This is a genomic window from Candidatus Mycolicibacterium alkanivorans (assembly GCF_022760805.1).
Classification (GTDB): Bacteria; Actinomycetota; Actinomycetes; order Mycobacteriales; family Mycobacteriaceae; genus Mycobacterium; species Mycobacterium alkanivorans.
Map to the genome: position 1 here is coordinate 3,555,434 of NZ_JAIVFL010000001.1, position 25,665 is coordinate 3,581,098.

At 67.4% G+C, this 25,665-nt stretch carries 21 protein-coding genes, 2 tRNA genes and 1 pseudogene; 8 read left to right on the plus strand and 16 right to left on the minus strand.

Translation table 11 applies throughout. The features are described 5' to 3' along the window. Positions 1–139: 139 nt before the first annotated feature. From cofC to mutT1, 3 genes are all read left to right on the plus strand, one after another. The gene (gene cofC, locus K9U37_RS17410; protein ID WP_243072756.1) at positions 140–793 is read left to right on the plus strand and encodes a 2-phospho-L-lactate guanylyltransferase; all 654 of its coding nucleotides are present in this window, start codon (positions 140–142) and stop codon (positions 791–793) included. Positions 794–843: 50 nt separating this feature from the next. Then, complete coding sequence (locus K9U37_RS17415) at positions 844–3,006, plus strand: RNA degradosome polyphosphate kinase (RefSeq protein WP_243072757.1); 2,163 nt, start codon at positions 844–846, stop codon at positions 3,004–3,006. Positions 3,007–3,159: 153 nt separating this feature from the next. Next, a complete protein-coding gene (gene mutT1, locus K9U37_RS17420; protein ID WP_243073439.1) occupies positions 3,160–4,044 on the plus strand; it encodes an 8-oxo-(d)GTP phosphatase MutT1 in 885 nt (294 codons plus the stop codon). A 66-nt stretch (positions 4,045–4,110) separates the two neighbouring features. Here the strand turns inward: mutT1 and K9U37_RS17425 are convergent, their stop codons facing one another. From K9U37_RS17425 to leuC, 3 genes are all read right to left on the minus strand, one after another. Beyond that, on the minus strand, positions 4,111–4,737 hold the full coding sequence (locus K9U37_RS17425; protein ID WP_243072758.1) for an HU family DNA-binding protein: 627 nt from the start codon (positions 4,735–4,737) through the stop codon (positions 4,111–4,113). Positions 4,738–4,935: 198 nt separating this feature from the next. Then, positions 4,936–5,538: a 3-isopropylmalate dehydratase small subunit gene (gene leuD, locus K9U37_RS17430; protein ID WP_243072759.1), complete on the minus strand. Its 603-nt coding sequence runs from the start codon at positions 5,536–5,538 to the stop codon at positions 4,936–4,938. A 19-nt stretch (positions 5,539–5,557) separates the two neighbouring features. Beyond that, a complete protein-coding gene (gene leuC / locus K9U37_RS17435) occupies positions 5,558–6,991 on the minus strand; it encodes a 3-isopropylmalate dehydratase large subunit (protein WP_243072760.1) in 1,434 nt (477 codons plus the stop codon). A gap of 75 nt (positions 6,992–7,066) precedes the next feature. Between leuC and K9U37_RS17440 the strand changes: the two genes are divergently transcribed. Further along, complete coding sequence (locus tag K9U37_RS17440; protein WP_243072761.1) at positions 7,067–7,768, plus strand: IclR family transcriptional regulator; 702 nt, start codon at positions 7,067–7,069, stop codon at positions 7,766–7,768. A 78-nt stretch (positions 7,769–7,846) separates the two neighbouring features. Here K9U37_RS17440 and K9U37_RS17445 read toward each other — a convergent pair. The 4 genes from K9U37_RS17445 to K9U37_RS17460 form a co-directional block, all read right to left on the minus strand. Beyond that, positions 7,847–7,922: transfer RNA gene (locus tag K9U37_RS17445), tRNA-Glu, on the minus strand. 74 nt (positions 7,923–7,996) lie between these two features. Next, positions 7,997–8,068, minus strand: a tRNA-Gln gene (locus tag K9U37_RS17450). A 113-nt stretch (positions 8,069–8,181) separates the two neighbouring features. Next, on the minus strand, positions 8,182–9,663 hold the full coding sequence (gltX, locus tag K9U37_RS17455) for a glutamate--tRNA ligase (RefSeq protein ID WP_243073440.1): 1,482 nt from the start codon (positions 9,661–9,663) through the stop codon (positions 8,182–8,184). Next, the gene (locus tag K9U37_RS17460; protein ID WP_243072762.1) at positions 9,663–10,439 is read right to left on the minus strand and encodes a fumarylacetoacetate hydrolase family protein; all 777 of its coding nucleotides are present in this window, start codon (positions 10,437–10,439) and stop codon (positions 9,663–9,665) included. Before K9U37_RS17460 ends, gltX begins: the two co-directional genes overlap by 1 nt. 107 nt (positions 10,440–10,546) lie before the next feature. On the opposite strand from K9U37_RS17460, the gene K9U37_RS17465 reads away from it, so the two are divergent. Continuing rightward, the gene (locus K9U37_RS17465; protein WP_243072763.1) at positions 10,547–11,740 is read left to right on the plus strand and encodes an MFS transporter; all 1,194 of its coding nucleotides are present in this window, start codon (positions 10,547–10,549) and stop codon (positions 11,738–11,740) included. Here the strand turns inward: K9U37_RS17465 and K9U37_RS17470 are convergent. Together K9U37_RS17470 and serA are read right to left on the minus strand one after the other, a co-directional pair. Continuing rightward, positions 11,737–12,747, minus strand: coding sequence for a 3-isopropylmalate dehydrogenase (locus K9U37_RS17470; RefSeq protein WP_243072764.1), 1,011 nt, complete (start codon positions 12,745–12,747; stop codon positions 11,737–11,739). The genes K9U37_RS17465 and K9U37_RS17470 overlap by 4 nt on opposite strands. Positions 12,748–12,796: 49 nt before the next feature. Continuing rightward, positions 12,797–14,383, minus strand: coding sequence for a phosphoglycerate dehydrogenase (gene serA, locus K9U37_RS17475; RefSeq protein WP_243072765.1), 1,587 nt, complete (start codon positions 14,381–14,383; stop codon positions 12,797–12,799). 112 nt (positions 14,384–14,495) lie between these two features. Here serA and K9U37_RS17480 point away from each other — a divergent pair, with 112 nt between their 5' ends. Further along, positions 14,496–15,923, plus strand: a complete 1,428-nt coding sequence (locus K9U37_RS17480; RefSeq protein ID WP_243072766.1) for a phytoene desaturase family protein — start codon at positions 14,496–14,498, stop codon at positions 15,921–15,923. Between the two features lie 49 nt (positions 15,924–15,972). Here the strand turns inward: K9U37_RS17480 and ilvC are convergent, their stop codons facing one another. The 3 genes from ilvC to K9U37_RS17495 are packed head-to-tail and all read right to left on the minus strand — an operon-like array spanning position 15,973 to position 19,424. After that, complete coding sequence (ilvC, locus tag K9U37_RS17485) at positions 15,973–16,974, minus strand: ketol-acid reductoisomerase (protein WP_243073441.1); 1,002 nt, start codon at positions 16,972–16,974, stop codon at positions 15,973–15,975. Positions 16,975–17,034: 60 nt separating this feature from the next. Then, positions 17,035–17,544 carry an acetolactate synthase small subunit gene (gene ilvN, locus K9U37_RS17490; protein ID WP_243072767.1) on the minus strand — a complete coding sequence of 170 codons (510 nt, stop codon included), beginning with the start codon at positions 17,542–17,544 and terminating at the stop codon, positions 17,035–17,037. Beyond that, positions 17,544–19,424, minus strand: a complete 1,881-nt coding sequence (locus K9U37_RS17495) for an acetolactate synthase large subunit (RefSeq protein WP_243072768.1) — start codon at positions 19,422–19,424, stop codon at positions 17,544–17,546. Before K9U37_RS17495 ends, ilvN begins: the two co-directional genes overlap by 1 nt. 240 nt (positions 19,425–19,664) lie before the next feature. Here K9U37_RS17495 and K9U37_RS17500 point away from each other — a divergent pair, with 240 nt between their 5' ends. Further along, positions 19,665–20,075 carry a PH domain-containing protein gene (locus K9U37_RS17500; RefSeq protein ID WP_243072769.1) on the plus strand — a complete coding sequence of 137 codons (411 nt, stop codon included), beginning with the start codon at positions 19,665–19,667 and terminating at the stop codon, positions 20,073–20,075. A gap of 4 nt (positions 20,076–20,079) precedes the next feature. On the opposite strand, the gene K9U37_RS17505 is transcribed toward K9U37_RS17500, so the two are convergent. Next, complete coding sequence (locus K9U37_RS17505) at positions 20,080–20,922, minus strand: DoxX family protein (RefSeq protein ID WP_243072770.1); 843 nt, start codon at positions 20,920–20,922, stop codon at positions 20,080–20,082. Positions 20,923–21,068: 146 nt separating this feature from the next. On the opposite strand from K9U37_RS17505, the pseudogene K9U37_RS17510 reads away from it, so the two are divergent. Further along, positions 21,069–22,197 (plus strand): annotated as a pseudogene (locus K9U37_RS17510) (PQQ-dependent sugar dehydrogenase). Between the two features lie 38 nt (positions 22,198–22,235). Here the strand turns inward: K9U37_RS17510 and K9U37_RS17515 are convergent. The 3 genes from K9U37_RS17515 to K9U37_RS17525 form a co-directional block, all read right to left on the minus strand. Next, positions 22,236–23,069, minus strand: a complete 834-nt coding sequence (locus K9U37_RS17515) for a hypothetical protein (protein ID WP_243072771.1) — start codon at positions 23,067–23,069, stop codon at positions 22,236–22,238. Between the two features lie 13 nt (positions 23,070–23,082). After that, the gene (locus K9U37_RS17520) at positions 23,083–24,261 is read right to left on the minus strand and encodes an NHL repeat-containing protein (RefSeq protein ID WP_243072772.1); all 1,179 of its coding nucleotides are present in this window, start codon (positions 24,259–24,261) and stop codon (positions 23,083–23,085) included. Between the two features lie 90 nt (positions 24,262–24,351). Next, complete coding sequence (locus tag K9U37_RS17525; protein ID WP_243072773.1) at positions 24,352–25,620, minus strand: tetratricopeptide repeat protein; 1,269 nt, start codon at positions 25,618–25,620, stop codon at positions 24,352–24,354. Between the last annotated feature and the right edge of the window lie 45 nt (positions 25,621–25,665).

Below are 25,665 nucleotides of genomic sequence, written 5' to 3' on the forward strand. Positions count from 1 at the left end.
CCAACGTAGTGCACACCTCTTGTACCGCGAGCAGAGACAAAGTCGCACGATTTCGGATTCCGGAGTGCGATTCTGCGTCTGTTCGCGCGACCGAAGGTCTCGCTGCAGTCGCCGCGACGGCGCTGGCAGGATGGCGCCCATGAGCGGCGCCCCCGATGTCGAACTGATCATCGCGCTCAAACGTCTCGCCGCAGCCAAGACCCGCCTGGCGCCGGTGTTCTCCGCCGGAACCCGCGAGCAGGTGGTGCTGGCGATGCTGGTCGACACCATCACCACGGCGCGCTCCGTCGACGGTGTGCGGTCGATCACCGTCGTCACACCCGACGAAACCGCCGCTTCGGCTGTTCTCGAACTCGGTGCCGTGGTGGTCGAGGACGACACACCGCCGGGTCACCCCGATCCCCTGAACACTGCGCTTCTGACCGCGTGGAATGTTGTTGCCCGACACACCGCGAATACCGTCGTGCTGCAAGGTGATCTGCCTGCCTTGAAGACGAGTGAACTCAGTGCGGCGTTGTCACAGGCGCGGTCGCACCGGCGCAGTTTCGTCGCCGACCATCACGCCAGCGGCACCTCGGCGCTGTTCGCCTTCGGCGTGCCGCTGGATCCCCGGTTCGGCACCGACTCGGCCCGCCGGCACCGAGACTCCGGCGCTGTCGAGCTGAGTGGGGCCTGGCCGGGCCTTCGCTGTGACATCGACACCCCCGACGACCTGCTGGCGGCAACGGCTCTGGGCGTGGGTGCCGCCACAGCCGGGGCGATTGCCGGTGCCCGATCGCTGAACAACTCCTGAACGGGGGTCGACTTTCAGCGGCGCATAACCGCGCGTGCCGCAGATGAGGGATGATCGCTCCTGTGACCGATACGGAAATTGAGGCGAGTTCCACGGACGACTGGCAACCGGGTCAGCCTGCGCCAGACTCGCCGCCCGCGGCCACCGCTGCCGCGGTCGACGACGAACTACCCGAGGACCGCTATCTCAATCGTGAACTGAGCTGGCTCGACTTCAACGCCCGGGTGCTGGCGCTGGCTGCCGACACCTCCCTGCCGTTGCTCGAACGCGCCAAGTTCCTGGCCATCTTCGCCTCCAATCTCGACGAGTTCTACATGGTGCGCGTCGCCGGACTGAAGCGCCGCGACGAAATGGGTCTGTCGGTGCGCTCGGCCGACGGACTCACGCCCCGCGAGCAGCTGCGCCGGATCGGTGACCGCACCCGGCAGATCTCGATCCGCCATGCCGAGGTGTTCCTCGAATCGGTGCGACCCGCACTGGCCGAAGAGGGCATCCGCATCGTCACGTGGGCTGAGCTGTCCGAAGCCGACCGCGCCGAGCTCTCGAAGTACTTCCACGAGCAGGTTTTTCCCGTCCTCACCCCGCTGGCCGTCGACCCGGCGCACCCGTTCCCGTTCGTCAGCGGTCTGAGCCTGAACCTGGCGGTGGCCGTCAAATCGCCCGAGGACGGCGGCGAGCACTTCGCCCGGGTCAAGGTGCCCGACAACGTCGACCGGTTCGTGGAACTCAAGGGCGGCGACGACGACGAGTCGGTCCGGTTCCTGCCCATGGAGGAACTCATTGCCGCCTTCCTTCCGGTGTTGTTCCCCGGGACGGAGATCGTGGAACATCACGCGTTCCGGATCACCCGCAACGCCGACATGGATATCGAGGACCGCGACGAGGACCTGCTGCAGGCACTCGAACGCGAACTGGCTCGGCGCCGGTTCGGACCACCCGTGCGACTCGAGATCGCCGATGACATGACCGAGCACATGCTCGAATTGCTGCTGCGCGAACTCGACGTCTACCCCGGCGACGTCGTCCAGGTGCCGGGACTGCTTGACCTTTCGGCGCTGTGGCAGATCTACGGTGTCGACCATCCGGCGCTCAAGGACCGCCCGTTCGTGCCGGCCACGCACCCCGCATTCGGTGAGCGGGAGACACCGAAGAGCATCTTCTCGACGCTGCGCGACGGCGACGTGCTGGTTCACCATCCGTACGACTCGTTCTCGACGAGCGTGCAGCGGTTCATCGAACAGGCCGCCGCCGACCCGAATGTGTTGGCCATCAAGCAGACGCTGTACCGCACCTCGGGCGACTCACCGATCGTCAACGCGCTCATCGAGGCGGCCCGCGCCGGCAAGCAGGTTGTCGCGCTGGTGGAATTGAAGGCGCGCTTCGACGAACAGGCCAACATCAAGTGGGCCCGCGCTCTGGAAGACGCGGGCGTACACGTGGTGTACGGGCTGATCGGGTTGAAGACCCACTGCAAGACATGTCTGGTGGTGCGCCGCGAGGGTTCGACCATCCGGCGGTACTGCCACATCGGGACCGGCAACTACAACCCGAAGACCGCCCGACTCTACGAAGACGTCGGTCTGCTGACCGCCGCGCCGGAAATCGGAGCGGACTTGACCGATCTGTTCAACTCACTGACGGGCTACTCGCGTAAGGTGAGCTATCGCAACCTATTGGTGGCGCCGCACGGTGTGCGCAAGGGCATCATCGAGCGGATCGAACGGGAGATCGCCGCGCATCACGAGTCCGGTGGCGGGCGGATCCGGCTGAAGGCCAATGCGCTTGTCGACGAGCAGGTGATCGACGCCCTCTACCGTGCCTCCCAGGCAGGTTTGCGCGTCGAGGTCTTCGTGCGTGGCATCTGCGCTCTCCGGCCGGGCGTGGAAGGCTTCTCCGAGAACATCGTCGTGCGCTCGATCCTCGGCCGCTTCCTCGAACACTCACGGATCTTCCATTTCCGGGCCATCAACGAGTTCTTCATCGGCAGCGCGGACATGATGCATCGCAACCTCGACCGCCGCGTCGAGGTGCTGGCTCAGGTCAAGAACCCGCGGCTGACGGCCTATCTCGACGAGGTCTTCGAGTCGGCGATGGACCCGTCGACCCGGTGCTGGGAACTCGGACCCGACGGTAGCTGGACCGCAGCACCGCAGGACGGTCAGCAGGTTCGCGATCACCAGGTGTGGCTGATGGAACTTCATCGGCAGCGCTGAAGTTTCCGACAGATGCAGCCGGCAGGTCCCGCCCCGGGCAGGGCCCCGAATTGAACTGCAGGAGTTGAGGTGGCCAAGAGGGCGTCTCGGGACCGCTCGAAGACCAAATCGACCAAGACCCCAACCACGAAGAAGGGCAAGTCATCCCGGCGGATCATCGCGGCGGGAGCCGTGCTGTGGCGGCCGGACAGCGCGTCGGTTGAGCCTCTGATCGCCGTCATCCACCGGCCCCGCTACGACGATTGGTCGCTTCCCAAGGGGAAGGTCGACCCCGGCGAGAACGAGCCGGTGGCCGCGGTTCGGGAGATCTGGGAGGAGACCGGCCAGCGCTCAGAGCTGGGCCGTCGGTTGGGTGAGATCACTTATCCCATCCCGCAAGGCAGCAAGCTGGTGCACTACTGGGTGGCCCGTGCCCGCGGTGGTGAGTTCACCCCCAATCGCGAAGTGGACATCCTCGAGTGGCTGCCCATCACCGAGGCGTCGGCACGACTGAGCTACCCCGGTGACCGAAAGATGCTCGACGCGTTCTCCGAGCACCCCGGCGACACCCAGACGGTGTTGATCGTCCGGCACGGCACTGCTGGTGTGAAGTTCTGCTATCGCGGCGACGACCGAGGCCGGCCGTTGGACAAGAACGGTCGCGCCCAGGCGGAGTCGTTGGTCGGACAGCTGATGGCGTTCGGGGCCACCGACATCTACGCCGCAGACCGCACCCGGTGCACCCAGACGGTCGAGCCGCTGGCACAGGAACTCGGCGTGCCGATCCATCCGGAGCCCTCGCTCACCGAGGAGGCCTACGCGCTCGACCCGAATCCCGCCCGGGATCGAGTGCAGCAGATCGCCGCTCGCGGCGGCACACCGGTCATCTGTACGCAGGGCGAGGTGATTCCGTATCTGCTGGCCTGGTGGCGCGAGGGCGACGAAGGCAAGGCCGACACGGGCCGCAACCGCAAGGGCAGCACCTGGGTGCTGTCATTGGTGGACAACCGCATCGTCGCCGCCGACTACATCGCCAGCCCGCTGGCGAGCACGTCGTAGCGAATTCAGGGTCCAGAAGCGCGAATACGCCGCGGGCACTGAGCCCGCGGCGTTCGACGGCGAACTTTAGCGGCGACCCTTCTTGGCAGGCGCAGCCTTCTTGGCCAGAACCTTCTTGGCCGCAGCCTTCTTGGCAGGCGCAGCCTTCTTGGCCGGAGCCTTGGTGGCCGGAACCTTCTTCACGGCAGCCTTCTTGGCCGGAGCCTTGGTGGCCGGAGCCTTCTTCACAGCAGCCTTCTTGGCGGGCGCGGCCTTCTTGGCTGGAGCCTTCGTGGCGGGTGCGGCCTTCTTGGCCGGAGCCTTGGTGGCAGCCTTCTTCACCACTGCCTTGCGGACGGCCTTCTTGACCGCAGCCTTCTTGACCGCACCTCCGAGAGCACCGCGCTTGACGGCCGGCCCCTCGGACGGGAGCTTCTGTGCCCCAGCCACAACCGCCTTGAACTGAGCGCCTGGGCGGAAAGCAGGAACGGAGGTCGGCTTCACTTTGACGGTCTCGCCGGTGCGCGGGTTACGCGCGACGCGGGCGGCACGACGCCGCTGCTCGAAGACACCGAAGCCAGTGATGGTCACGCTGTCGCCCTTGTGCACCGCACGCACAATCGTGTCGACGATGTTCTCGACGGCCTCAGTAGCATGCCGACGATCCACATTCATCTTTGCGGTGAGAGCGTCGATCAGCTCTGCTTTGTTCATTCAAACCCTCCGAAAACAGTGGTCCGCTCTGGACCGACTGCAGACACGGTAAACCCTTAACGTGCAGATTTCCAAGTGCCACGCCCAATTTCAGGCGTTACGGAGGAGGATTTCAGCAATCCGCTTGCCGCCCTAGGGCGGTGAATCGGCCGAGCCCAAACCGCCTTTAGGGGTGGGAATTCGGGTGCGCGAACCGATTTAGCAGGAGGGAGTCGAGATATATGGTTTCCACCTCGGACGAGCCGCCTCGAAAGCCTCGATCTCGGGGAGCTTCCGCAGCGTAAGGCCTATATCGTCGAGTCCTTCGAGCAGTCGCCACGCGGTGTAATCGTCAATCGTGAACGGCACCACGGCTGTTCCGGCGGTGATATTCCGATCTTGAAGATCCACAGTGATTTCCAGCCCGGGATTCTGCTCGATGAGCTTCCAGAGCAGTTCGACGTCATCCTGCGTGACTTCTGCCGCCAGTAGACCGGCCTTGCCAGCATTGCCGCGGAAGATGTCGGCGAACCGGGACGAGATCACCACCCGGAATCCGTAGTCCATCAGCGCCCACACCGCATGCTCGCGTGAGGATCCGGTGCCGAAATCGGGCCCGGCGACCAATACCGAACCGCGGTTGAATGGGCTCAGATTAAGGATGAATGACGGATCATCATTGCGCCACGCGGCGAACAACCCGTCTTCGAAACCCGTTCGAGTGACACGTTTCAAATAGACCGCCGGAATGATCTGGTCGGTGTCGACATTGGAGCGGCGCAGCGGAACGCCTATTCCGGTGTGAGTGTGGAAAGCATCCATCGTGTTCTCCTGAGCGGGACTAGTTGTCGAGATCGGCGGGTGAGGATAGTGCGCCGCGCACCGCGGTGGCGGCCGCAACGGCCGGGGACACCAGGTGGGTCCGGCCGCCCTTGCCCTGTCGGCCTTCGAAATTCCGGTTCGATGTAGACGCGCAACGCTCGCCCGGGGCGAGTTGATCGGGGTTCATTCCCAAGCACATCGAGCAGCCGGCCTGCCGCCATTCGGCGCCCGCGGCGGTGAAGATCTCGCCCAGCCCTTCGGATTCGGCCTGGGCTCGCACCCGCATGGAGCCGGGCACGATGAGCATTCGCACCCCGTCTGAGACCGTACGACCACGCAACACGTCGGCGACCACGCGCAGATCTTCGATGCGGCCGTTGGTGCACGAACCGACGAACACCGCGTCGACCGCGACGTCGCGCAGCGGCGTGCCCGGGCGCAGATCCATGTAGGCCAGCGCCTTCTCGGCGGACTGGCGCTCGGAGTCACTGGTCATCAACTCGGGGTCAGGCACCGCTTCGGACAGCGGGACACCCTGTCCGGGATTGGTGCCCCAGGTGACGAACGGGCTGAGAGTTGTTGCGTCGATGAAGACCTCGGTGTCGAATTCCGCCCCTTGGTCGGTTTTCAATTGTTCCCAGGCGGCCACCGCCGCATCCCAGTCGGCGCCCGTCGGCGCGTAGGGCCGACCGCGCAGATATTCGTAGGTCGTCTCGTCCGGTGCCACCAACCCGGCGCGGGCGCCCGCTTCGATGCTCATGTTGCAGATCGTCATCCGGCCCTCCACCGACAGTGATTCGATGGTGCTGCCGCGATATTCGATGACGTATCCCTGTCCGCCGCCAGTGCCGATCTTGGCGATCACCGCCAGGATGATGTCCTTGGCCGTCACTCCGGGCGGCAGTTGACCGTCCACATTGACCGCCATGGTCTTGAACGGGCGCAGCGGAAGTGTCTGTGTCGCCAGGACATGCTCGACCTCCGAGGTGCCGATTCCCATCGCCAGCGCGCCGAAGGCCCCGTGGGTCGAGGTGTGGCTGTCGCCGCAGACGATCGTCATGCCCGGCTGGGTCAAGCCGAGTTGCGGACCCATCACGTGCACGATGCCTTGCTCCGCGTCACCCATCGGGTGCAGCCGGACGCCGAACTCGGCGCAGTTGTTCCGCAGAGTCTCGACCTGGGTGCGCGAGATCGGATCGGCGATCGGCTTGTCGACATCGACCGTGGGCACATTGTGGTCCTCGGTCGCGATCGTGAGATCGGGCCGCCGCACCGGCCGGCCGGCAAGGCGCAGGCCGTCGAAGGCCTGCGGACTGGTCACCTCGTGAATGAGGTGCAGATCGACGTAGATCAAGTCGGGTTCGCGCGAGCCGCCACTGCCGGCGCCGGCGACGACCACGTGGTCGTCCCACACCTTCTCGGGCAGCGTTCTGGGCTTGTCGGATTGAGCCATCACTTCTCGATTTATCTCTCGGTCGCTTCCGGCGGAGACTAGGTATCTCACATTTCGGGACGTTAGTATCTCGATATGAGACAGGATAGCGGCATCGGCGTGCTCGACAAAGCGGTGGGTGTGCTGCATTCGGTCGCCGAGTCGCCCTGCGGGCTTGCCGAACTGTGTGAGCGCACCGGACTGCCGCGGGCCACCGCGCACCGGCTCGCCGCCGGACTGGAGGTCCACCGTCTGCTCGCCCGTGACAGCACCGGGCGCTGGCGGCTTGGCCCGGCGCTGACCGAACTGGCCGCCCAGGTCAACGATCCGCTACTCGCGGCGGGCGCCGCGGTGTTGCCCCGTCTGCGCGAAATCACCGGTGAGAGCGTCCAGCTCTACCGCCGCGAAGGCACCCTTCGCGTCTGCGTGGCCGCACTGGAACCGCCTGCCGGACTCAGGGATACCGTTCCCGTCGGGGCGCGCCTGCCGATGACGGCGGGCTCCGGGGCCAAGGTCCTGCTGGCCTACAGCGACGCGGCTACCCAGCAGGCGGTGCTGCCGTCGGCGAAGTTCACCGAACGAACCCTGGCCGAGGTGCGCCGTCGCGGCTGGGCGCAGAGCGCCGCCGAACGCGAACCGGGGGTGGCCAGCGTCTCTGCGCCGGTTCGCGATCGCAGCAGCGCGGTCATCGCTGCCGTGTCGGTGTCCGGACCGATCGACCGCATGGGGCGGCGGCCGGGCGCCCGCTGGGCCGCTGATCTGGTGGCCGCCGCCGAGGCGCTCACCCGCCGGTTGTGAGACCTGATTTGCAGCAGCGGATGAGATGCCTGCCACACTGACGACAATCGCCCGGTCTGACGACCGGGCGACTTCGCTTGGTAGCCCCGATGGGATTCGAACCCACGCTACCGCCGTGAGAGGGCGGCGTCCTAGGCCGCTAGACGACGGGGCCAGAACCAATCTTCGGCGGGCCTCGCGGCGCACCGAGTTGTCAGCATAGCTCAGAGAGCTACGGCGACGAAATTGCTGGGGTACCAGGACTCGAACCTAGAATGGCTGAACCAGAATCAGCTGTGTTGCCAATTACACCATACCCCATTGGCTGCCTATAACCGCTGTTCAGAAGGCCATCACCCAGTGTAGCGGGCGATCGCGGCCTGTCCGGCATCGGTTGCGGGCCGACGAGCACACTATCAAAGATTTGGGCGCGGTTACTCCGGCACCCCGGCTCGGTCGCGAGCCGCACGCAGTCGGCGCAGGCTGCGGTCGCGGCCCAGCAACTCCAGCGACTCGAACAGCGGTGGGCTGACGGTGGCCCCGGTCACTGCGACGCGGATGGGCCCGAAGGCCTTACGCGGCTTGAGCTCCAAGCCTTCGAGCAGCGCGCCCTTGAGCGCTTCTTCAATGCCCGCGGCGGTCCACTCGCTCACGCCCTCGAGTGCGGTGATCGCGGCGTCGAGCACCGGCACCGCGTCAGGCCCAAGTTCTTTGGCCGCGGCCTTGGGATCGAGTTCGTAGGCGTCGTCGTTGAAGAACTTCAGCAGTCCCCACGCGTCGGAGAGCACCACGATGCGCGTCTGCACCAGCGCGGCGGCCAGCGCGAAGCCGGCGCCGTCGAGTCCGGTGTCGTGGCCGTGCTCACCGAAATAGTCCGCCAGCCGCCGCGCGAACTCTTCGGGCTCCAGGCGGCGGACGTGCTCGGCGTTGACGGCGTCGGCCTTCTTCTGGTCGAAGCGTGCCGGATTGGAATTCACGTCGACGACATCGAAGGCCTCGACCATCTCGCCGATGCTGAAGATGTCGCGGTCCTCGGCGATTCCCCAACCCAGCAGCGCCAGGTAGTTCAGCAGACCTTCGGGAATGAACCCGCGCTCGCGGTGCAGGAACAGGTTGGATTCCGGGTCGCGCTTGGACAGCTTCTTGGTGCCGTCGCCCAAAACCGGCGGCAGATGGGCGAATTCGGGCACGCGGTCGGCCACACCGATCCGCATCAGCGCCTGGTACAGGGCGATCTGACGCGGTGTCGAGGGCAGCAGGTCCTCGCCTCGCAGTACGTGCGTGATCTTCATCAGCGCGTCGTCGACCGGATTGACCAAGGTGTACAACGGTTCTCCGGTCGCGCGCGTCAGGGCGAAGTCGGGCACCGTGCCGGCGACGAACGTCGTCTTGCCGCGCACCAGGTCGTGCCAGCTGATGTCCTCGTCGGGCATCCGCAGCCGCAGCACCGGCTTTCGGCCTTCGGCGGCGTAGGCGGCGCGCTGCTCGTCGGTCAGGTCGCGGTCGTAATTGTCGTAGCCCAGCTTGGGGTTTCGGCCCGTGGCGACATGGCGCGCCTCGACCTCCTCGGGCGTGGAGTAGGCCGGATATGCCTCACCGGCCGCGACCAGTCGGTCCACCACGTCGGCATAGATCTCCTTGCGCTGCGACTGGCGGTACGGTTCGTAGGGGCCGCCGACCTCGGGTCCCTCGTCCCAATCCAGGCCGAGCCAGCGCAGCGCGTCCAGAAGAGCCAGATAGCTTTCCTCGGAGTCACGCTGGGCATCGGTGTCCTCGATGCGGAACACAAACACCCCGCCGGTGTGGCGGGCGTAGGCCCAGTTGAACAGCGCGGTGCGCACCATCCCGACGTGCGGAATCCCGGTCGGCGACGGGCAGAACCGCACGCGCACTGGATCATTGGCCGCCCGAGTCATCATCTGCCCTTTCGTAGGACGGGATTGGTCAGAGTCCCGATGCCCTCGATGCTGACGCTGACGGTGTCGCCGTGCTCGATGGGCCCCACGCCTTCCGGCGTGCCGGTGAGGATGAGGTCGCCCGGCAGCAGGGTCATCACAGCGGAGATCCACTCGATGATCGCGCCGATGTCGTGGATCATCAGCGAGGTACGGCTGTGTTGGCGCACCTCTCCGTTGACCTCGGTGCGGATCTCCAGATCGGACGGATCGAGGTCGGTGACGATCCACGGACCCACCGGGCAGAACGTGTCGTGGCCCTTGGCGCGCATCCACTGGCCGTCGGCCTTCTGCTGATCGCGCGCCGAGACGTCGTTGGCGATGGTGTAACCGAGGATGTTCTCGGCGGCGCGCGCAGCTGGGACGTCCTTGCAGGGACGGCCGATCACCACCGCCAACTCCCCTTCGTGATGCACCGGTGAAGCGTTGGCGGGCAACTGGATTGGTACGCCAGGTCCGATGATCGCGGTATTGGGCTTGAGGAAGATGACCGGATCCTCCGGCGCTTCCCCACCCATCTCCTCGATGTGCGCCAGGTAGTTCTTGCCCATGCAGACCACCTTGCTGGCCAGGATCGGCGCCAGCAGACGCACATCGGCCAGCGGCCACGTGCGACCGGTGAACGTCGGCGAGCCGAACGGATGCTCGGCCATCTCACGAACGATTTCGCTCCCCGAGTCCCCTTCGATACTGACGAAGGCGACCCCGTCGGGACTGGCGATTCGACCCAGGCGCATTGGAACAATGCTAGTGGCCGCGGCGCTGTTCCCCGCCACCGCCCATGTCTCTCATATATTGAGATATAGATTCAGCATCGTGAGAAACTGCATGGAATCATGGCCACGTGGCCGTCGACACGATCAGCACAGTGCGCCGCTGGACCATGCTCGCGATCGCGTTGTTCGCGACGTTGTCCGCCAACGTGTTCATCAACGGGGCCGCCTTTCTCATCCCCACCCTGCACTCCACGATGGGCCTCGACCTGGCCACGGCCGGCCTGGTGTCGGCGATGCCGAGCTTCGGCATGGTGCTGACCCTGATCGCCTGGGGTTATGTGGTGGACCGCGTCGGTGAGCGGTTCGTGCTGACGGTCGGCTCCGCGTTGACCGCCGCGGCGGCCCTCGCGGCGGCCTCGGCGCACTCGCTGATCCTCGTGGGCGTCTTCCTGTTCCTCGGCGGAATGGCGGCAGCAAGCAGCAATTCGGCCAGCGGGCGGCTGGTGGTCGGGTGGTTCCCGCCGCAGCAGCGCGGGCTGGTGATGGGCATCCGCCAGACCGCCCAGCCGCTGGGTGTGGCATTCGGCGCGTTGATCATTCCTCGGCTGGCCCAGACGCACGGGGTGGGATTGGCGCTGTTGTTCCCGGCGATCGTGTGCGGGGTGGCGGCGCTGGTGTGCGCGGTCGCCGTGGCCGATCCCCCGCGTCCGCCACGCGCCGACGCGCCGGCCGAGCATCTGGCCAATCCCTATCGCGGGTCGGCCGTACTGTGGCGGATCCACGCGGTGTCGGTGTTGCTGGTCGTGCCGCAGTGCGTGGTGTGGACGTTCACCCTGGTGTGGCTGATCGCCGACCGCGGCTGGTCGGCGGAGTCTGCTGGCGTGCTGGTGATGGTCGCCCAAGTGCTCGGCGCGCTGGGCCGGATTGCCGCCGGACGCTGGTCGGACCGGATGGGTTCGCGGCTGCGGCCGATCCGGATGATCGCGGCCGCCGCGGCGGTGTCCATGCTGGCGCTGGCCCTGAGCGATGCGCTGCACTCCCCGCTGAGCATCGCGGTGATGGTCGTCGCATCGGTGATCACCGTCAGCGACAACGGGTTGGCGTTCACCGCGATCGCCGAGATCGCCGGGCCGTTCTGGAGCGGGCGCGCCCTGGGCGCACAGAACACCAGCCAGCTGCTGGCGGCCGGGCTCACCCCACCGCTGTTCGGCGCGCTGATCGGCGTACTGGGTTACCCGGTGGCCTTCGCGGTGTGCGCGCTGTTCCCGGTGGCCGCCCTGCCGCTGGTGCCGACCGACCCACCGGAAACCCGACAGCCCTAGAGAGCGGCGCGGATCCGCTCTCCGACCTCCCGGGTCGAATAGGTCTTGTCGCCGCGGGTTGCCAGATGGCTCGCGACAGCCTTGTCGACGCGGGCGGCCGCGGCATCCTCGCCGACGTGGGCCAGCAGGAGCGCCACCGACATCACCGCGGCGGTGGGATCGGCGATGCCCTTACCGGCGAGGTCCGGCGCGCTGCCGTGCACGGGTTCGAACATCGATGGGTTGGTCCGGGTGGCGTCGATGTTGCCGCTGGCGGCCAAGCCGATTCCGCCGCAGACGGCGGCGGCCAGGTCGGTGATGATGTCGCCGAACAGGTTGTCGGTGACGATGACGTCGAAGCGGCCGGGGTCGGTGACCATGTGGATGGTGGCCGCGTCGACGTGCTGATAAGCGACCTCGACGTCGGGGTACTCGGCGCCGACCTCGTTGACCACCCGGGACCACAGGCTGCCCGCGAAGGTCAGCACGTTTGTCTTGTGCACCAGGGTCAGGTGCTTGCGACGTTTCTGCGCGCGGGCGAACGCGTCGCGCACCACCCGGTTGACCCCGAAGGCGGTGTTCAGACTGACCTCGGTGGCCACCTCGTGGGGGGTGCCGACGCGGATCGCGCCACCGGTCCCGGTGTAGGGGCCCTCAGTGCCCTCGCGCACCACGACGAAGTCGATGTCCGAAACGCCCGACAGCGGGCTCCTGACTCCCTCGTAGAGCCGGCCCGGGCGCAAGTTCACGTGGTGGTCGAGCTCGAAGCGGATCTTGAGCAGCAGACCGCGTTCGAGCACGCCGCTAGGTACCGATGGGTCGCCGATCGCACCGAGCAGGATCGCGTCATAGCCGCGCAGCTCGTCGATCACCGACGGCGGCAGCACTTCACCGGTCGCGTGATAGCGGCGGGCGCCGAGGTCGTACTCGGTCTTCGCCACTCCGGGCAGCACGGCGTCGAGCACCTGCAGCGCTTCACCGACGACTTCCGGGCCGATACCGTCGCCCGCGATCACGGCCAGTTTCATCTGCGCCGCTCCTCGTCATCGCTTCGCTCTGCATCGTCGGCGGCGCGATTCACGACAGATCCACCACTTCCAGCGTCACCGCATCAACCGCGGCACCGATCGCCGCACGAACATCGGCCGGCACGTCCCGGTCCAGGCGCAGCATCACCGTGGCCGCCTGACCCGAGATGTCCTGGCTCATCTGCGCGGCCAGGATGTTCACGTTCGCCGCACCGAGCAGCGTGCCGATCTTGCCGAGCGCGCCGGGCTGATCGGTGTAATGCAGGATCAGGTTCACACCCTCGGCCCGCAGATCGAAGTTGCGACCGTTGATCTGGATGATCTTCTCGGTCTGCTGCGGACCCGACAGGGTGCCGGAGACGTTCGTCGCCGAACCGTCCGGCCCGACCACCCGCACGTCGACCACACTGCGATGGTTGATGCTCTCGCTGGCGGTGCTCAGCTCGGTCTGCAGACCACGATCGGCCGCCAGCCCGGGCGCGTTGACGAACGTCACCTGCTGATCGGTCACCGTGGAGAAAAAGCCGCGCAGCGCCGAAAGTTTGAGCACCTCAACGTCTTCGGAGGCCAGCTCACCGCTGACCCGCACCGACAGCGTGGTGGACGGCTCGGTGGCCAGCACACCGACGAGCACACCGAGCTTGCGCGCCAGGTTCAGCCAGGGTGACACCTCCTCGCTGACCGCACCGGCGCCGACGTTGACCGCATCGGGGACGAACTCCCCCGCCAGGGCCAGCTTGACGCTTTCGGCGACATCGGTGCCGGCTCGGTCCTGCGCCTCGGCGGTCGAGGCGCCCAAGTGCGGGGTGACGACCACCTGCGGGAGCTCGAACAGCGGACTGTCGGTGCACGGTTCGGCGGAGAACACGTCGAGGCCGGCGGCGCGAACGTGACCGCTCTTGACGGCCTCAGCCAGCGCCCCCTCGTCGATCAGTCCACCGCGGGCGGCGTTGACGATGATGACGCCGGGCTTGGTCTTGGCCAGCGCCTCCTTGCCCAGCAGTCCGGCGGTCTCCGGGGTCTTCGGCAGGTGCACGGAGATGAAGTCGGCCCGGGGCAGCAGCTCGTCGAGGGACAGCAGTTCGATCCCGAGCTGGGCGGCGCGGGCCGGCGGGACGTAGGGGTCGTAGGCGATCACGTGGGTCCCGAAGGCGGCCAGCCTCTGCGCGACGAGCTGCCCGATGCGGCCGAGGCCGACGACGCCGACGGTCTTGCCGAAGATCTCGGTGCCGTTGAACGACGAGCGCTTCCAGGTGCGCTCGCGCAGGGTGGCGTCGGCGGCCGGGATCTGCCGGGCGGCGGCCAGCATCAGTGCCAGGGCATGCTCGGCGGCGCTGTGGATGTTGGACGTCGGGGCGTTGACCACGAGGACACCGGCGGCGGTGGCGGCATCGACGTCGACGTTGTCCAGACCCACCCCGGCGCGGGCGACGATCTTCAGCCTGGGCGCGGCGGCGATCACCTCGGCATCGACCGTGGTCGCCGAGCGCACCAGCAGGGCGTCGGCGTCGGCTACCGCTGCCAGCAGTTTCGGGCGGTCCGGGCCGTCGACCCAGCGCACCTCCACGGCGTCGCCCAGGGCTGCGACGGTCGACTCGGCGAGTTTGTCGGCGATCAAGACTACGGGCAGATTCACGCCGGTCAGCCTAGCGTGGCGACGATGCCGCCCCGCAGGAGGAGCCCTGCCATCAGGCCGGTATGTGCCGCCACGCGTACGACCATCGCCTGCGGTGAGGTGTACTGGAGGCGTGGACGTCACCATCGTCGGCAGCGGTCCCAACGGGTTGGCGGCCGCGTCCGTCTGCGCACGAGCCGGACTGGCCGTGCAGGTTCTGGAGGCCCAGCCCACTCTCGGTGGCGGGGCGCGCACCGCGGCCGACCCCGAGTTCAGCGGCGTGCGGCACGACATCTGCTCGGCGATTCACCCGCTGGCGCTCGCGTCACCGTTCTTCGCAGAGTTCGACCTGGCCGCCCGCGGGGTCGGCTTGGTGGTGCCGGAGATCTCCTACGCCAACCCGCTGCCCGGCCGGCCGGCCGCGATCGCCTACCAGGATCTCGAGCGCACCTGCGCCGGCCTGCAGCAGGGCGCCTCGTGGCGAAGCCTGCTCGGCCCGCTGGCGCGCAACGCCGACGACGTGGTCGGTCTCCTTCTGGGTGACAAGCGTTCGGTGCGCGCCGACATCCCCGCCGCCGTGCAACTGGGCCTGCGAATGTTGCGCCAAGGCACACCGGCCTGGGGTTCCCTGGCGGGCGAAGATGCCCGGGCATTGTTCACCGGTGTTGCGGCACACACTATTTCGCGAATGCCGTCGTTCGTAGCGGCCGGTGCGGGGTTGATGCTGGCGACGCTGGCACACACGGTCGGCTGGCCGGTGCCGGTCGGCGGTAGCCAGGCCATCGCCGAGGCGATGATCGAGGATCTTCGGGCCCACGGCGGCGTCCTGCACACCGACACCGAGGTGCGCACCCCGCCGGCCGGGGTGGTTCTCTACGACACCGCACCCACTGCACTGCTCGGCATCTACGGCGACCGCCTGCCGGCGACCTATGCAAAGCTGCTGCAGCGCTACACCTTCGGACCCGGTGTGGCCAAGGTGGACTTCGTGCTCTCCGACGAGATTCCGTGGGCCGATTCCCGTTTGGCCACCGCCGCGACATTCCACCTTGGCGGCACCCGCGCGCAGATGGCACACGCAGAGAGGGAGATCGCCTCGGGCCGCCACGCGCAATGGCCGATGGCGCTGGGGGCCACGCCCTACACCGCCGACCCGAATCGTATTGACGCCCAAGGGCACCGGCCGTTCTGGACCTACGCCCACGTGCCGGCCGGCTCGACGCTGGACCAGACCCAGGCCATCACCGCGATCATGGAGCGCTTCGCCCCCGGCTTCTCCGACATCGTCGTCGCGGCCCGCAGCGTCCCGGCCGCACACCTGTCGGATCACAACGCCAACTACGTCGGCGGCGACATCGGGGTGGGTGGAAACTCGGTGGTGCGCGCCCTGCTCGGACCGACGCCGCGCGTCAACCCGTGGTCGACGCCCATCCCCAAAGCCTACCTGTGCTCGTCGGCGACCCCGCCCGGCGGCGGCGTGCACGGGATGGCCGGGTATTACGCCGCCCGCACGGTGCTCAAACGCGAATTCGGCCTGGAGGTACCGTCACTGCGCCCGTGATTTCGGCGCGCTTGTCAACGCTGAGCGACGAAAAGCGCGCCGAAACCCGCTACGCCGTTTCGGTGATGGGGCGGTCCACCCAGCTCATCAGGTCGCGCAGCTTCTTGCCGGTGACCTCGATCGGGTGCTCGGCGTTCTTCTTGCGCAGCGCTTCGAGCTCCTTGTTGCCGCCCTCGACGTTGGCGACCAGACGCTTGACGAAGGTGCCGTCCTGGATCTCGGCCAGGATCTGGCGCATCCGTTCCTTGGTGTCGGCGTCGATGACGCGCGGGCCCGACAGGTAGCCGCCGAACTCCGCGGTGTCGGACACCGAGTAGTTCATCCGGGCGATGCCGCCTTCATACATCAAGTCCACGATCAGCTTGAGCTCGTGCAGCACCTCGAAGTAGGCCAGCTCCGGGGCATAGCCCGCCTCGACCATCACCTCGAAGCCGGTCTTGACGAGTTCCTCGGTGCCACCGCACAACACAGCCTGCTCACCGAACAGGTCGGTCTCGGTCTCGTCCTTGAAGGTGGTCTTGATGACGCCGGCACGGGTGCCGCCGATGCCCTTGGCATAGGACAGCGCCAGCGCCAGGCCCTCGCCGGTCGGGTCCTGCTCGACGGCGACCAGGCAGGGCACACCCTTGCCGTCGACGAACTGGCGGCGCACCAGGTGGCCAGGGCCCTTGGGGGCGACCATGCCGATGGTGACGTCGGCCGGCGGCTTGATCAGACCGAAGTGGATGTTCAAACCGTGGCCGAAGAACAGCGCATCGCCGGCCTTGAGGTTCGGCTCGATGTCGTTCTTGAAGATCTCGGCCTGCGCGGTGTCGGGCGCCAGCAGCATGATGACGTCGGCCCACTTGGCGACCTCGGCGGGGGTGTCGACCTCGAGGCCCTGCTCGGTGACCTTCGCCCGCGACTTCGAGTCCTCTTGGAGGCCCACCTTCACCTGCACACCGGAGTCACGCAGGCTGAGCGAATGCGCATGACCCTGGCTGCCGTAACCGATCACACCGACCTTGCGGCCCTGGATGATCGACAGGTCGGCATCGTCGTCGTAGAACATCTCAACTGACACGGTTGAACTTTCCTTCTGTTGTTTCTTCTGTTTCTTCTGTGGGGTCGGTTACTTGCTGGTCGTCATTCCGCGCGGCCCACGCGACAGTGACACCACGCCGGACTGCACGATCTCACGGATGCCGTAGGGCTCGAGCACCCGCAGCAGCGCTTCGAGCTTCTCCGGGGTTCCGGTGGCCTCGACGGTCAGCGACTCGGTCGACACGTCGATGACCTTCGCGCGGAACAGGTTGACCGCTTCGATCACCTGACTGCGCGTGCCGGCGTCGGCGCGGACCTTGATCAGTGCCAGCTCGCGGGCCACCGAGTTCTCCGCGTCCTGCTCGACGATCTTGATCACATTGATCAGCTTGTTGAGCTGCTTGGTGATCTGCTCCAGCGGGGTCTCCTCGGCGGTGACCACGATGGTCATCCGCGACATGTTCTTCTGCTCGGTGGCACCGACTGCCAGCGACTGGATGTTGAAACCGCGCCGGGAGAACAGTGCGGCCACGCGGGCCAGCACACCGGGCTTGTCTTCGACGAGCACCGAAAGCGTATGCGTGACACTGGTTCCCATCAGGCACGCCCCTCTTCGTTGTCGTCGAACAGCGGACGGATGTTGCGGGCGGCCATGATCTCGTCGTTGCCGGTGCCCGCGGCAACCATCGGCCACACCTGGGCGTCGGCGCCGACGATGAAGTCGATCACCACCGGCCGGTCGTTGATGGCGCGGGCCTGGTTGATGACGTCGACGACGTCTTCCTCACGCTCGCAACGCAATCCGACGCAACCCAGCGCCTCGGCCAGCTTGACGAAGTCCGGAATGCGATGGCTGTGGGTGGACAGGTCGGTGTTGCTGTAGCGCTCGCCGTAGAACAGCGTCTGCCACTGCCGCACCATGCCCAGGTTGCCGTTGTTGATCAAGGCCACCTTGATCGGCACTCCCTCGATGGCGCAGGTGGCCAGCTCCTGGTTGGTCATCTGGAAGCACCCGTCGCCGTCGATGGCCCACACCTCGGCCTCGGGCCGGGCCATCTTGGCGCCCATGGCCGCCGGGACGGCGTAGCCCATGGTGCCCAGACCGCCGGAGTTCAGCCACGTCCGCGGGTTCTCGTAGGAGATGAACTGCGCGGCCCACATCTGATGCTGGCCCACACCGGCGACGTAGATGGCGTCCGGTCCGGCGATCTTGCCGAGTTGCTCGATGACGTACTCCGGGCTGAGGCTGCCGTCGCTCTGCGGCCCGTAGCTCAGCGGGTAGGTGGCGCGGATCCCCGACAGGTACTCCCACCAGTTGTCCAGATCGCCCTTGGGAGCACCGGTCTTGCGCAATGCCTCGATCAGATCGGTGATCGCCAGCTTGACGTCACCGACGATCGGGACGTCGGCGTTGCGGTTCTTGCCGATCTCGGCCGGGTCGATGTCGACGTGGATCACCTTGGCCTCCGGGGCGAAGGAGTCCAGCTTGCCCGTCACCCGGTCGTCGAACCGGGCCCCCAGAGCGATGATCAGGTCGCTCCTTTGCAGCGCGGCCACCGCGGCCACGGTACCGTGCATGCCGGGCATGCCCAGGTTCTGCGGGTGGCTGTCCGGGAAGGCGCCGCGAGCCATCAGCGTGGTGACCACCGGGATGCCGGTCAGCTCGGCCAGATCCAGCAGTTCGGCGGTGGCCTCGCCGCGGATTACACCGCCGCCGACGTAGAGCACCGGCTTGCGGGCGGCGGCGACGAGCCGGGCCGCTTCACGGATCTGACGGCTGTGCGGTTTGGTGTTGGGCTTGTAGCCGGGCAGGTCCATCTGCGGCGGCCAGGCGAACGTGCACTGGCCCTGCAGCACATCCTTGGGGATGTCGACCAGCACCGCGCCGGGGCGTCCGGTGGCGGCGATGTGGAACGCCTCGGCGATCACCCGCGGGATGTCGTCTCCGGTGCGCACCAGGAAGTTGTGCTTGGTGATCGGCATCGTGATGCCCGAGATGTCGGCTTCCTGGAAGGCGTCGGTGCCGATGAGACTGCGACCGACCTGTCCGGTGATGGCGACCACCGGGATGGAGTCCATCTGGGCGTCGGCCAGCGGCGTGACCAGGTTGGTGGCGCCGGGACCCGAGGTAGCCATCATGACGCCGACCTTGCCGGTGGCGTGGGCGTAGCCGCTGGCTGCATGGCCGGCACCCTGCTCGTGGCGAACCAGGACGTGGCGCAGCTTCTGCGAGTCGAACAGCGGGTCGTAGACCGGCAGCACCGCGCCGCCGGGGATGCCGAAGATGGTGTCGACGCCGAGTTCCTCCAGCGACCGCACCACCGATTCCGCGCCGGTGAGCTGATAGGGGGCGATGCGTTTCGGCGCGGGTGCGCCCGCTTTCGGGGCGGCCTTACCGGTGGTCTGCGCTGCGGCATCGGCGCCGTTGGCGGGTGCGGCCGCCGATGGCTCGGGTGCTCGAGTGGTCGGTGCGCTCACGTTGTCCTCGATGTCCTCGTGTCGTTTCCTCAGGGCAAGAAAAAACCCCCGTCAGCGTCGGCGGCTGTACGAGGGTTGCGCGCTGGTGCGAGTGGCTATGCCCGGCTCGGGGCAAGCGCGGCACCAACGCGCTGGCCAATTACTACGAGCAGTCCACCGAACTTCATAGGGCGACGGTAGCCTCTGCACTGGTCAGACGTCAAATCCCGGTCCGGTGGCCGGTGATGGGATGATGCTGTCATGCCTTCCGGTTTCGTCCCCGCCCCGTCCTCGGCCACATCTGCGCCCGTGGTGATCAGGATGTCGCCGATGGCGCACTTCGCCGCCGGTTTCGTGGCGCTGGGCCTACTGGCTCTGGTGCCGGCGTTCCCGACGTGGGGCGTGACGCTGCTAGCGATCCCGGTCCTGTTGTCGGTGGCGATCGTGCGGCTGCGCACGGTGGCGGATCGAGACACCGTCACCGCCCGCACCGTGCTGGGTACCCGCACAGTGCGATGGGACGAGATCAAGGGACTGCAGTTCGCCAAGAGTGCCTGGGCTCGGGCCAAGCTGCGCGACGGGTCCGAACTGCTGCTCCCCGCGGTGACGTTCGCGACGCTGCCGCTGCTGACCGCGGCCAGCGGCGGACGGGTGCCCAACCCTTACGAGTGAGTCGTCAGGACAGCGGGTTGTTGCCGTGCAGGAACACCCACGCAGCCACGCCGGCTCCGATGCCGAGCACCAGCGCGATGAAGGATCCGATGAACGGCCTGCGGGCCCACCCACGGCCGGCATCGAACCCGTAGCGGCCAGGGCCGACCAGGATGATCGAGGCCGCCGCCGCGATGAGCACCACCAGGTACTCCATGCCATCGGCGCCGAACACCGACAGGTAGCCGTCGTGGCGCTGAGCGGAGATCACCGTCAGCAGGCTGTTGACCAGATATGCCACCGCACCGGCGGCCGCGATCGGGGTGAACAGGCCAAGCACGAGCAGCACGCCGACGACGATCTGGGCACCGGCCCCGACGTAGGTGAGCACGCCGGCGTGCTGGTAGCCGGCGTCGGCCAGTGCCGTTTTGAATCCGTCGATGCCCTGACCACCCCACCAGCCGAACGCCTTCTGCAGGCCGTGGGCGATGAACAGCACACCGATGATCACCCGCAGCAGCAGCAGTCCCAGGTCCTGGGTGCCGCGGCGGCCGGCGGCCTTGGCGCGTTCTTCGGCGCCGACGGGCCCGATCTCCGTCGGACCTGCGGCAGTGATCGAGGCCGGTTCGGCGTGCGGCTGCACATACGGCAGCGGCTCGGGGTCGTGCAGCAGCCCGTAGCCGGTTGACGGTGCGGGGGCTGAACTGCCGAATCCGGAGTTGTAGGGCGGGATCTTGGTGGTCTCGAAGTCCCCGCCATATGTGGACGACGGGAGATCGTCTTCCGGGTCGACCAGCCGGGCCGACGCCGGTAGATCCGAGGAGTCGTCGGGTCGCTGCCAGCGTGAATCGGGGCCTTGACTCGTCACGAAAGTCAGCGTAGGGGCAACTCGGCACAAATCGGGGATTTGAGCGGCACTTCTACCGGCCAAAATTCCCTGCGTCGGGCACCCGGGCGGCGGCAACGACACGCCGTCGTGGCGAACATCGGGGCTGTATCCGTAACCTGGCGGGCATGCGAGTGCACCGGCCGGTCCGTGGGGTGCTGGCTTTGCTGTGCGCTGCTGCGCTGGTTGCAGGGTCTTCCGCGGGCTGTGCGAAGTTCAACAACTCCATTTCGCAGCCGTTCACCACCGAGCCTGAACTGGCCCCGGGCCCGTCCTCGACGCCCCGCCTCCCCGCCGCTGCCGCCCAAGCCGTTCCCGAAGGCCTGCCCGGCGCCCGGCGTGATGCAGGGCTGCCTGGACAGCGTCAGCGGTCTGATCATGGGTCCGGACAGCAAGACCGCACTGGTGGCCGAGCGCACGACAGGCGCGGTGAAGGAGGTGTCGGTCAGCGCCGAGCCGAAGGTCAAGACCGTCATCCCGGTCGACCCCAGTGGTGACGGCGGACTGCTGGACATCGTCCAGTCCCCCACCTACTCGCAGGACCGGCTGATGTACGCCTACATCAGCACCCCGACCGACAATCGGGTGATCCGGGTGGCCGACGGCGACATTCCCAAGGAGATCCTGGCCGGCATCCCCAAGGGCGCCACCGGCAACACCGGTTCCTTGATCTTCACCAGCCCGACCACGCTGGTGGTGCAGACTGGCGACGCCGGCAACCCCGCTCTGGCCGCTGATCCGAACTCGTTGGCGGGCAAGGTGATTCGCATCGAGCAACCAACGACGGTCAACCAGGCCCCGCCGACCACCGCGCTGTCCGGGATGGGCTCTGGCGGCGGCATGTGCATCGACCCGACCGACAAGTCGCTCTACATCACCGACCGCACCCCCGCCGGAGACCGCCTGCAGCGCATCGGCCCGGATGCCAAGGCGACCACGGTGTGGACGTGGCCGAACCGGCCCGGCGTGGCCGGGTGCGCGGCCTTGGACGGCACGATTCTGGTGAACCTGGTCGACACGAAGCAAACTGTGGCGGTGCGACTGGCGCAGGGCACCGGCGCGGTCACCGGCGAGCCGGAGGTCGTGCGTCAGGACACTCACGGCCATGCTTGGCCCCTGCAGGTGTCACCGGACGGAAACATCTGGGGTGCAACGATCAACCGCACGGCCGGCGATGCCGAGAAGCTCGATGACGTGGTCTTCCCGCTGTTCCCGCAGGGCGGCGGCTTCCCGCGCAGCAACGCCGACAACACCTGAGCACTCGCGTTCGTCAGCAGGATCCACCGGCAGAGCCGTCATGCGATCAGGCCCGCCAGACCGGGATCGAACGAGGCCCGCGCGGTCACCGAAGCCGCGGTCGCCGACACCACCAGTGCCGCATCGCCTTCGTGACCCTTTGGGAAGACGATCTCCGCGCTGTCGGGATCCTCCCGGTGTGCCATCAGCCAGTCGTAGAGCAGCCAGTCCACCGCGCACGTCACCGCCAACGGGTCGGCGTCGGCCGCTCGCGCCGAGGACACCACCGCCTGCAGTGCGTCGCGATGTTCCTTGCGGGCGGCGTCCTTGTTGACTCCCGAGCTGTCGAACAACAGCATCGACAACGTCAACGGAAAGCGTTGTCCCGCTTCGGTTCGCACCACCCAGCGGCCGCCCTTCCACGGCTTGTCCGGGTCGATCTGGTGGAACTCTCCGAATCCGCCGATCACCCCGATCGTGGGGTCGTCGAGTTCACCGTCGAACGGCGCGGGCCCGAGCAGACCCAGGGGTTGGCGCGCGCGAATGGAGAACAGCACGGCGGTGCCGATGATCTTGCCGGCCCGAAGGTCGGCGCTCAGACCGGTCTTCTCCAAAGCGGCAGCATATTCGAAGCACAACCGGTCCAGGGTGCGGTGCAACTCCACCAGGTCGTCGCGCTCGGCGGCATCCGCCGGCGGCCGGCCACCGCCGAGCACCTCCCCGAACCTCTTGGCCGCGATGATGAGCGCGTCGTCGAGAGCTTCCAGATGAGTTGCCACCAACCGATCAGGCTCGTCGTCGCCCACCAAAGCCTGCAACGAGGTCGGGGCCCCGGAAGACGAAGCCCAGTAGAAGCCGATCTGGCCGTCGCTCTGAACGATCCGGGGTCTCATGGGCTACCCACGCTCATCGCCGCCGCCAGACCATCACCCGGTTGTTGCCCGAATCGGCGACCGCCAGCGTGTCGGCCCGCAAGGACAGCCCGTACGGCCAGCACAGGGTGTCGCGCTGCACGGCGGTCCAGCGGTTCTCGCCGTTGGAGCCGAAGCCGGGCTGAGCCAGCACGTGATCGGCGCCGCGACCGTCGGTGGGAACACCGTCCCACAGGAGCACCCGGTTGTTGGCGGTGTCGGCGACGGCCAACCTCCCAGAATCGAGGCATGCCGCATACGGGAACCGCAACCGGTCGTTGGTGTGCGGGCCGTAGGGCCATTCGTCAGCGGTGGTGAAATCCGCTTGGCCCAGCACCATGTCGGCGTCGCGATCGGCCTGCGGAGGGGGAGACCAGCCCAGCACGCGGTGGTCGCCGGCGTCGACGATGAGCAGCAGGTCGTCGTGTCCGGTGATGTCGTGCGGCCAGCGGAAGCTTGCCGGGCCGGCGTCTGCGCCGCGGTTCTCCTCGCGCGCGCTCGCATCCGGCTGGCCGAGCACGATATCGGCAGGCTGGCCGGGCTCGGGTATCCCGTTGCGCCAACCGAGAACCCGGCGGTTCCCGGTGTCGGTCACCCAGAACGTGGATCCGATGACCGCTATCCCGAACGGCCAGTAGAGCGTGGAGGCCGAGCACTCCCCGCCGCGGTTCGCCTGCACCGACGACGCGTCGGGCTGGCCGAGTATCACATCGGGTGCGACGTCGTTGCGCTGAGGCACGCTGTTCCACACCAGGATTCGGTGGTGCCAGGCGTCGGCGATGATCAGCCTGCCGTCGTGCACCAGCGCTCCGGTGGGCAGGTTCATGCCACGCTCGGGCCCCCGCCCACCCGCGGCGCGGCCCTCGGTCTCGCCGTCGGGCTGGCCCAGCACCACATCTGCGGGCTGCTCGTCGCAGCAGGGCGTCTCGTGCCATATCAGCACCCGGTGGTTGCCGGAGTCGGCCACCACGAGCTCGTGCTCACCGACGAAAACCCCGCGCGGGGAGTACATCCATGCCATCGAGGGCTTGGCCGGCGGAAGGGCCAAACCGCCGGGTGCCGGCGCCCCCAGCCAGAGCGCCGGTGACCAGCCGTCGGTGAGGTCGACGTCGGGCGCGACGTCCGGGCGCGTCCCCACACCGCTGATGTTGTGCCGGACGGTGTATCGGCTCATGCGCTGACGATCCGCAGCGACTCCAGCGGGATCAACGTCGGGGTGGGTTCGTTGGGCAGCTCCTCGAAAGTGGGCTCGGCAACTGGCCGTTCAGTCGTCGTCGACATCGTGGGCTCGATCCCGCTCGGGGTCTTCGGTTCGGTTCAGGGTGGTGTGCCGGGCGATCTCGTCGAGCACGCCGCGCACGGTGCGCATCGAATCGTGGTCGACGAACTCCTCGAAGATGAACCGGGCCTCGAAGAGCTTGGCCTTCGCCTGATCGAATGCGCCCAGGTGCGCCAGGACATTGCCCTGGTTGGCCAGCACCCTTGCGCGGCCCAGCGGGTCGGTGTCCCGGTCGCGGGCCTCGAGCACCGCCTCGTAGAGTTCGACGGCCTCGACGAGGTTGTCGCCCTGATGATTCGACGGGGTGTACACCAGCGAATTGGCCAGGTTCAGTTGAACGCTGGCCCACTCCTCGGGGTAGTCCTCGCGGGTGTAGACCTTCAGCGCCGATCGCAGCGATTGGGCGGCCACACCGAGGCGCAGTTGACCCGAGGCTTCCGTCATGGGCATCGTCAGATACGCGGTGGCCAGATTGGCGTGCGCCGACGCCCACAACAGCGGAGCCTCCTCGCGCAGCACCAGCTGAAGGGCCGAATGGTAGTGCGGTACGGCTGCATTGAGTAACTCGGGCCGATCCTGGGCCTGCTCGTGCAACAACCCGGCCAGGTTCAGGTGCAGCTCCGCGCGGGCCACCCGCAGACCGTCGGCGCCCTCGAGGGCCTTGAGCGCGGTCTCGAAGCGTCGATAGGCATCGGGTTTTCCGCCGTACGCGGCTATCGAGGCCGCCGCGCCGAGCAGCACACCGCACAGCGGCTTGGACACGCCTTCGGCCGCGTCGACCGCCTGGTCGAGCAGCGAGGTGGCCAGCGCCTCGGCGCCCTCGTTGAACGCCTTACTGGCCTGGGTCGACAGAACCATCGCCGCCAGTTCCTCGGTAGCCGAGCCCAGTTGCGGCGGCACGTCGGTACGGCCGAGCGCAAACCGCACCACGTCGACTAGAACACCGAATTCCCCTAGCGCTGAACGCAATTCGTCGACATCGGCGGAATCCGGATCTATGACGAACCGGTTGTAGCGGCTCACCGCGCCGTCTCCGGTCAGCGCGGCCAGCGCGCCGTCGCGGTCGCCGGCCAGCGCCAGTTCGTGGGCCCGCAACGCCTCGGGCCACTGCGGCACCTGCCCGGCCAGCAGCGCCACCCGGGCGTCCTCGGTCTCCGGTGAGGCCGGTATCAGCAGGTAGCCCAGCGGCAGCGGAAACGCACCCAGCGGCTGGGGGCGCACCACGAGATCGGTATCGGCGGATACGGCGGTCAAGACATCCTTCCTTCAGCCGTGGATGGGTCCACGGATGTCGCGCTC

Coding starts and splice junctions, on each gene's coding strand:
- leuD (WP_243072759.1), bottom strand. CDS start 5,538: ATGGATGCTTTCCACACTCACACCGGAATAGGCGTTCCGCTGCGCCGC.
- K9U37_RS17515 (WP_243072771.1), bottom strand. CDS start 23,069: ATGAGACCCCGGATCGTTCAGAGCGACGGCCAGATCGGCTTCTACTGG.
- cofC (WP_243072756.1), top strand. CDS start 140: ATGAGCGGCGCCCCCGATGTCGAACTGATCATCGCGCTCAAACGTCTC.
- K9U37_RS17415 (WP_243072757.1), top strand. CDS start 844: ATGATCGCTCCTGTGACCGATACGGAAATTGAGGCGAGTTCCACGGAC.
- K9U37_RS17500 (WP_243072769.1), top strand. CDS start 19,665: ATGCCTTCCGGTTTCGTCCCCGCCCCGTCCTCGGCCACATCTGCGCCC.
- K9U37_RS17460 (WP_243072762.1), bottom strand. CDS start 10,439: ATGCGCCTGGGTCGAATCGCCAGTCCCGACGGGGTCGCCTTCGTCAGT.
- leuC (WP_243072760.1), bottom strand. CDS start 6,991: ATGGCTCAATCCGACAAGCCCAGAACGCTGCCCGAGAAGGTGTGGGAC.
- K9U37_RS17425 (WP_243072758.1), bottom strand. CDS start 4,737: ATGAACAAAGCAGAGCTGATCGACGCTCTCACCGCAAAGATGAATGTG.
- K9U37_RS17520 (WP_243072772.1), bottom strand. CDS start 24,261: ATGAGCCGATACACCGTCCGGCACAACATCAGCGGTGTGGGGACGCGC.
- ilvC (WP_243073441.1), bottom strand. CDS start 16,974: ATGTTCTACGACGACGATGCCGACCTGTCGATCATCCAGGGCCGCAAG.
- K9U37_RS17470 (WP_243072764.1), bottom strand. CDS start 12,747: ATGAAACTGGCCGTGATCGCGGGCGACGGTATCGGCCCGGAAGTCGTC.
- ilvN (WP_243072767.1), bottom strand. CDS start 17,544: ATGGGAACCAGTGTCACGCATACGCTTTCGGTGCTCGTCGAAGACAAG.
- gltX (WP_243073440.1), bottom strand. CDS start 9,663: ATGACTCGGGCGGCCAATGATCCAGTGCGCGTGCGGTTCTGCCCGTCG.
- K9U37_RS17440 (WP_243072761.1), top strand. CDS start 7,067: ATGAGACAGGATAGCGGCATCGGCGTGCTCGACAAAGCGGTGGGTGTG.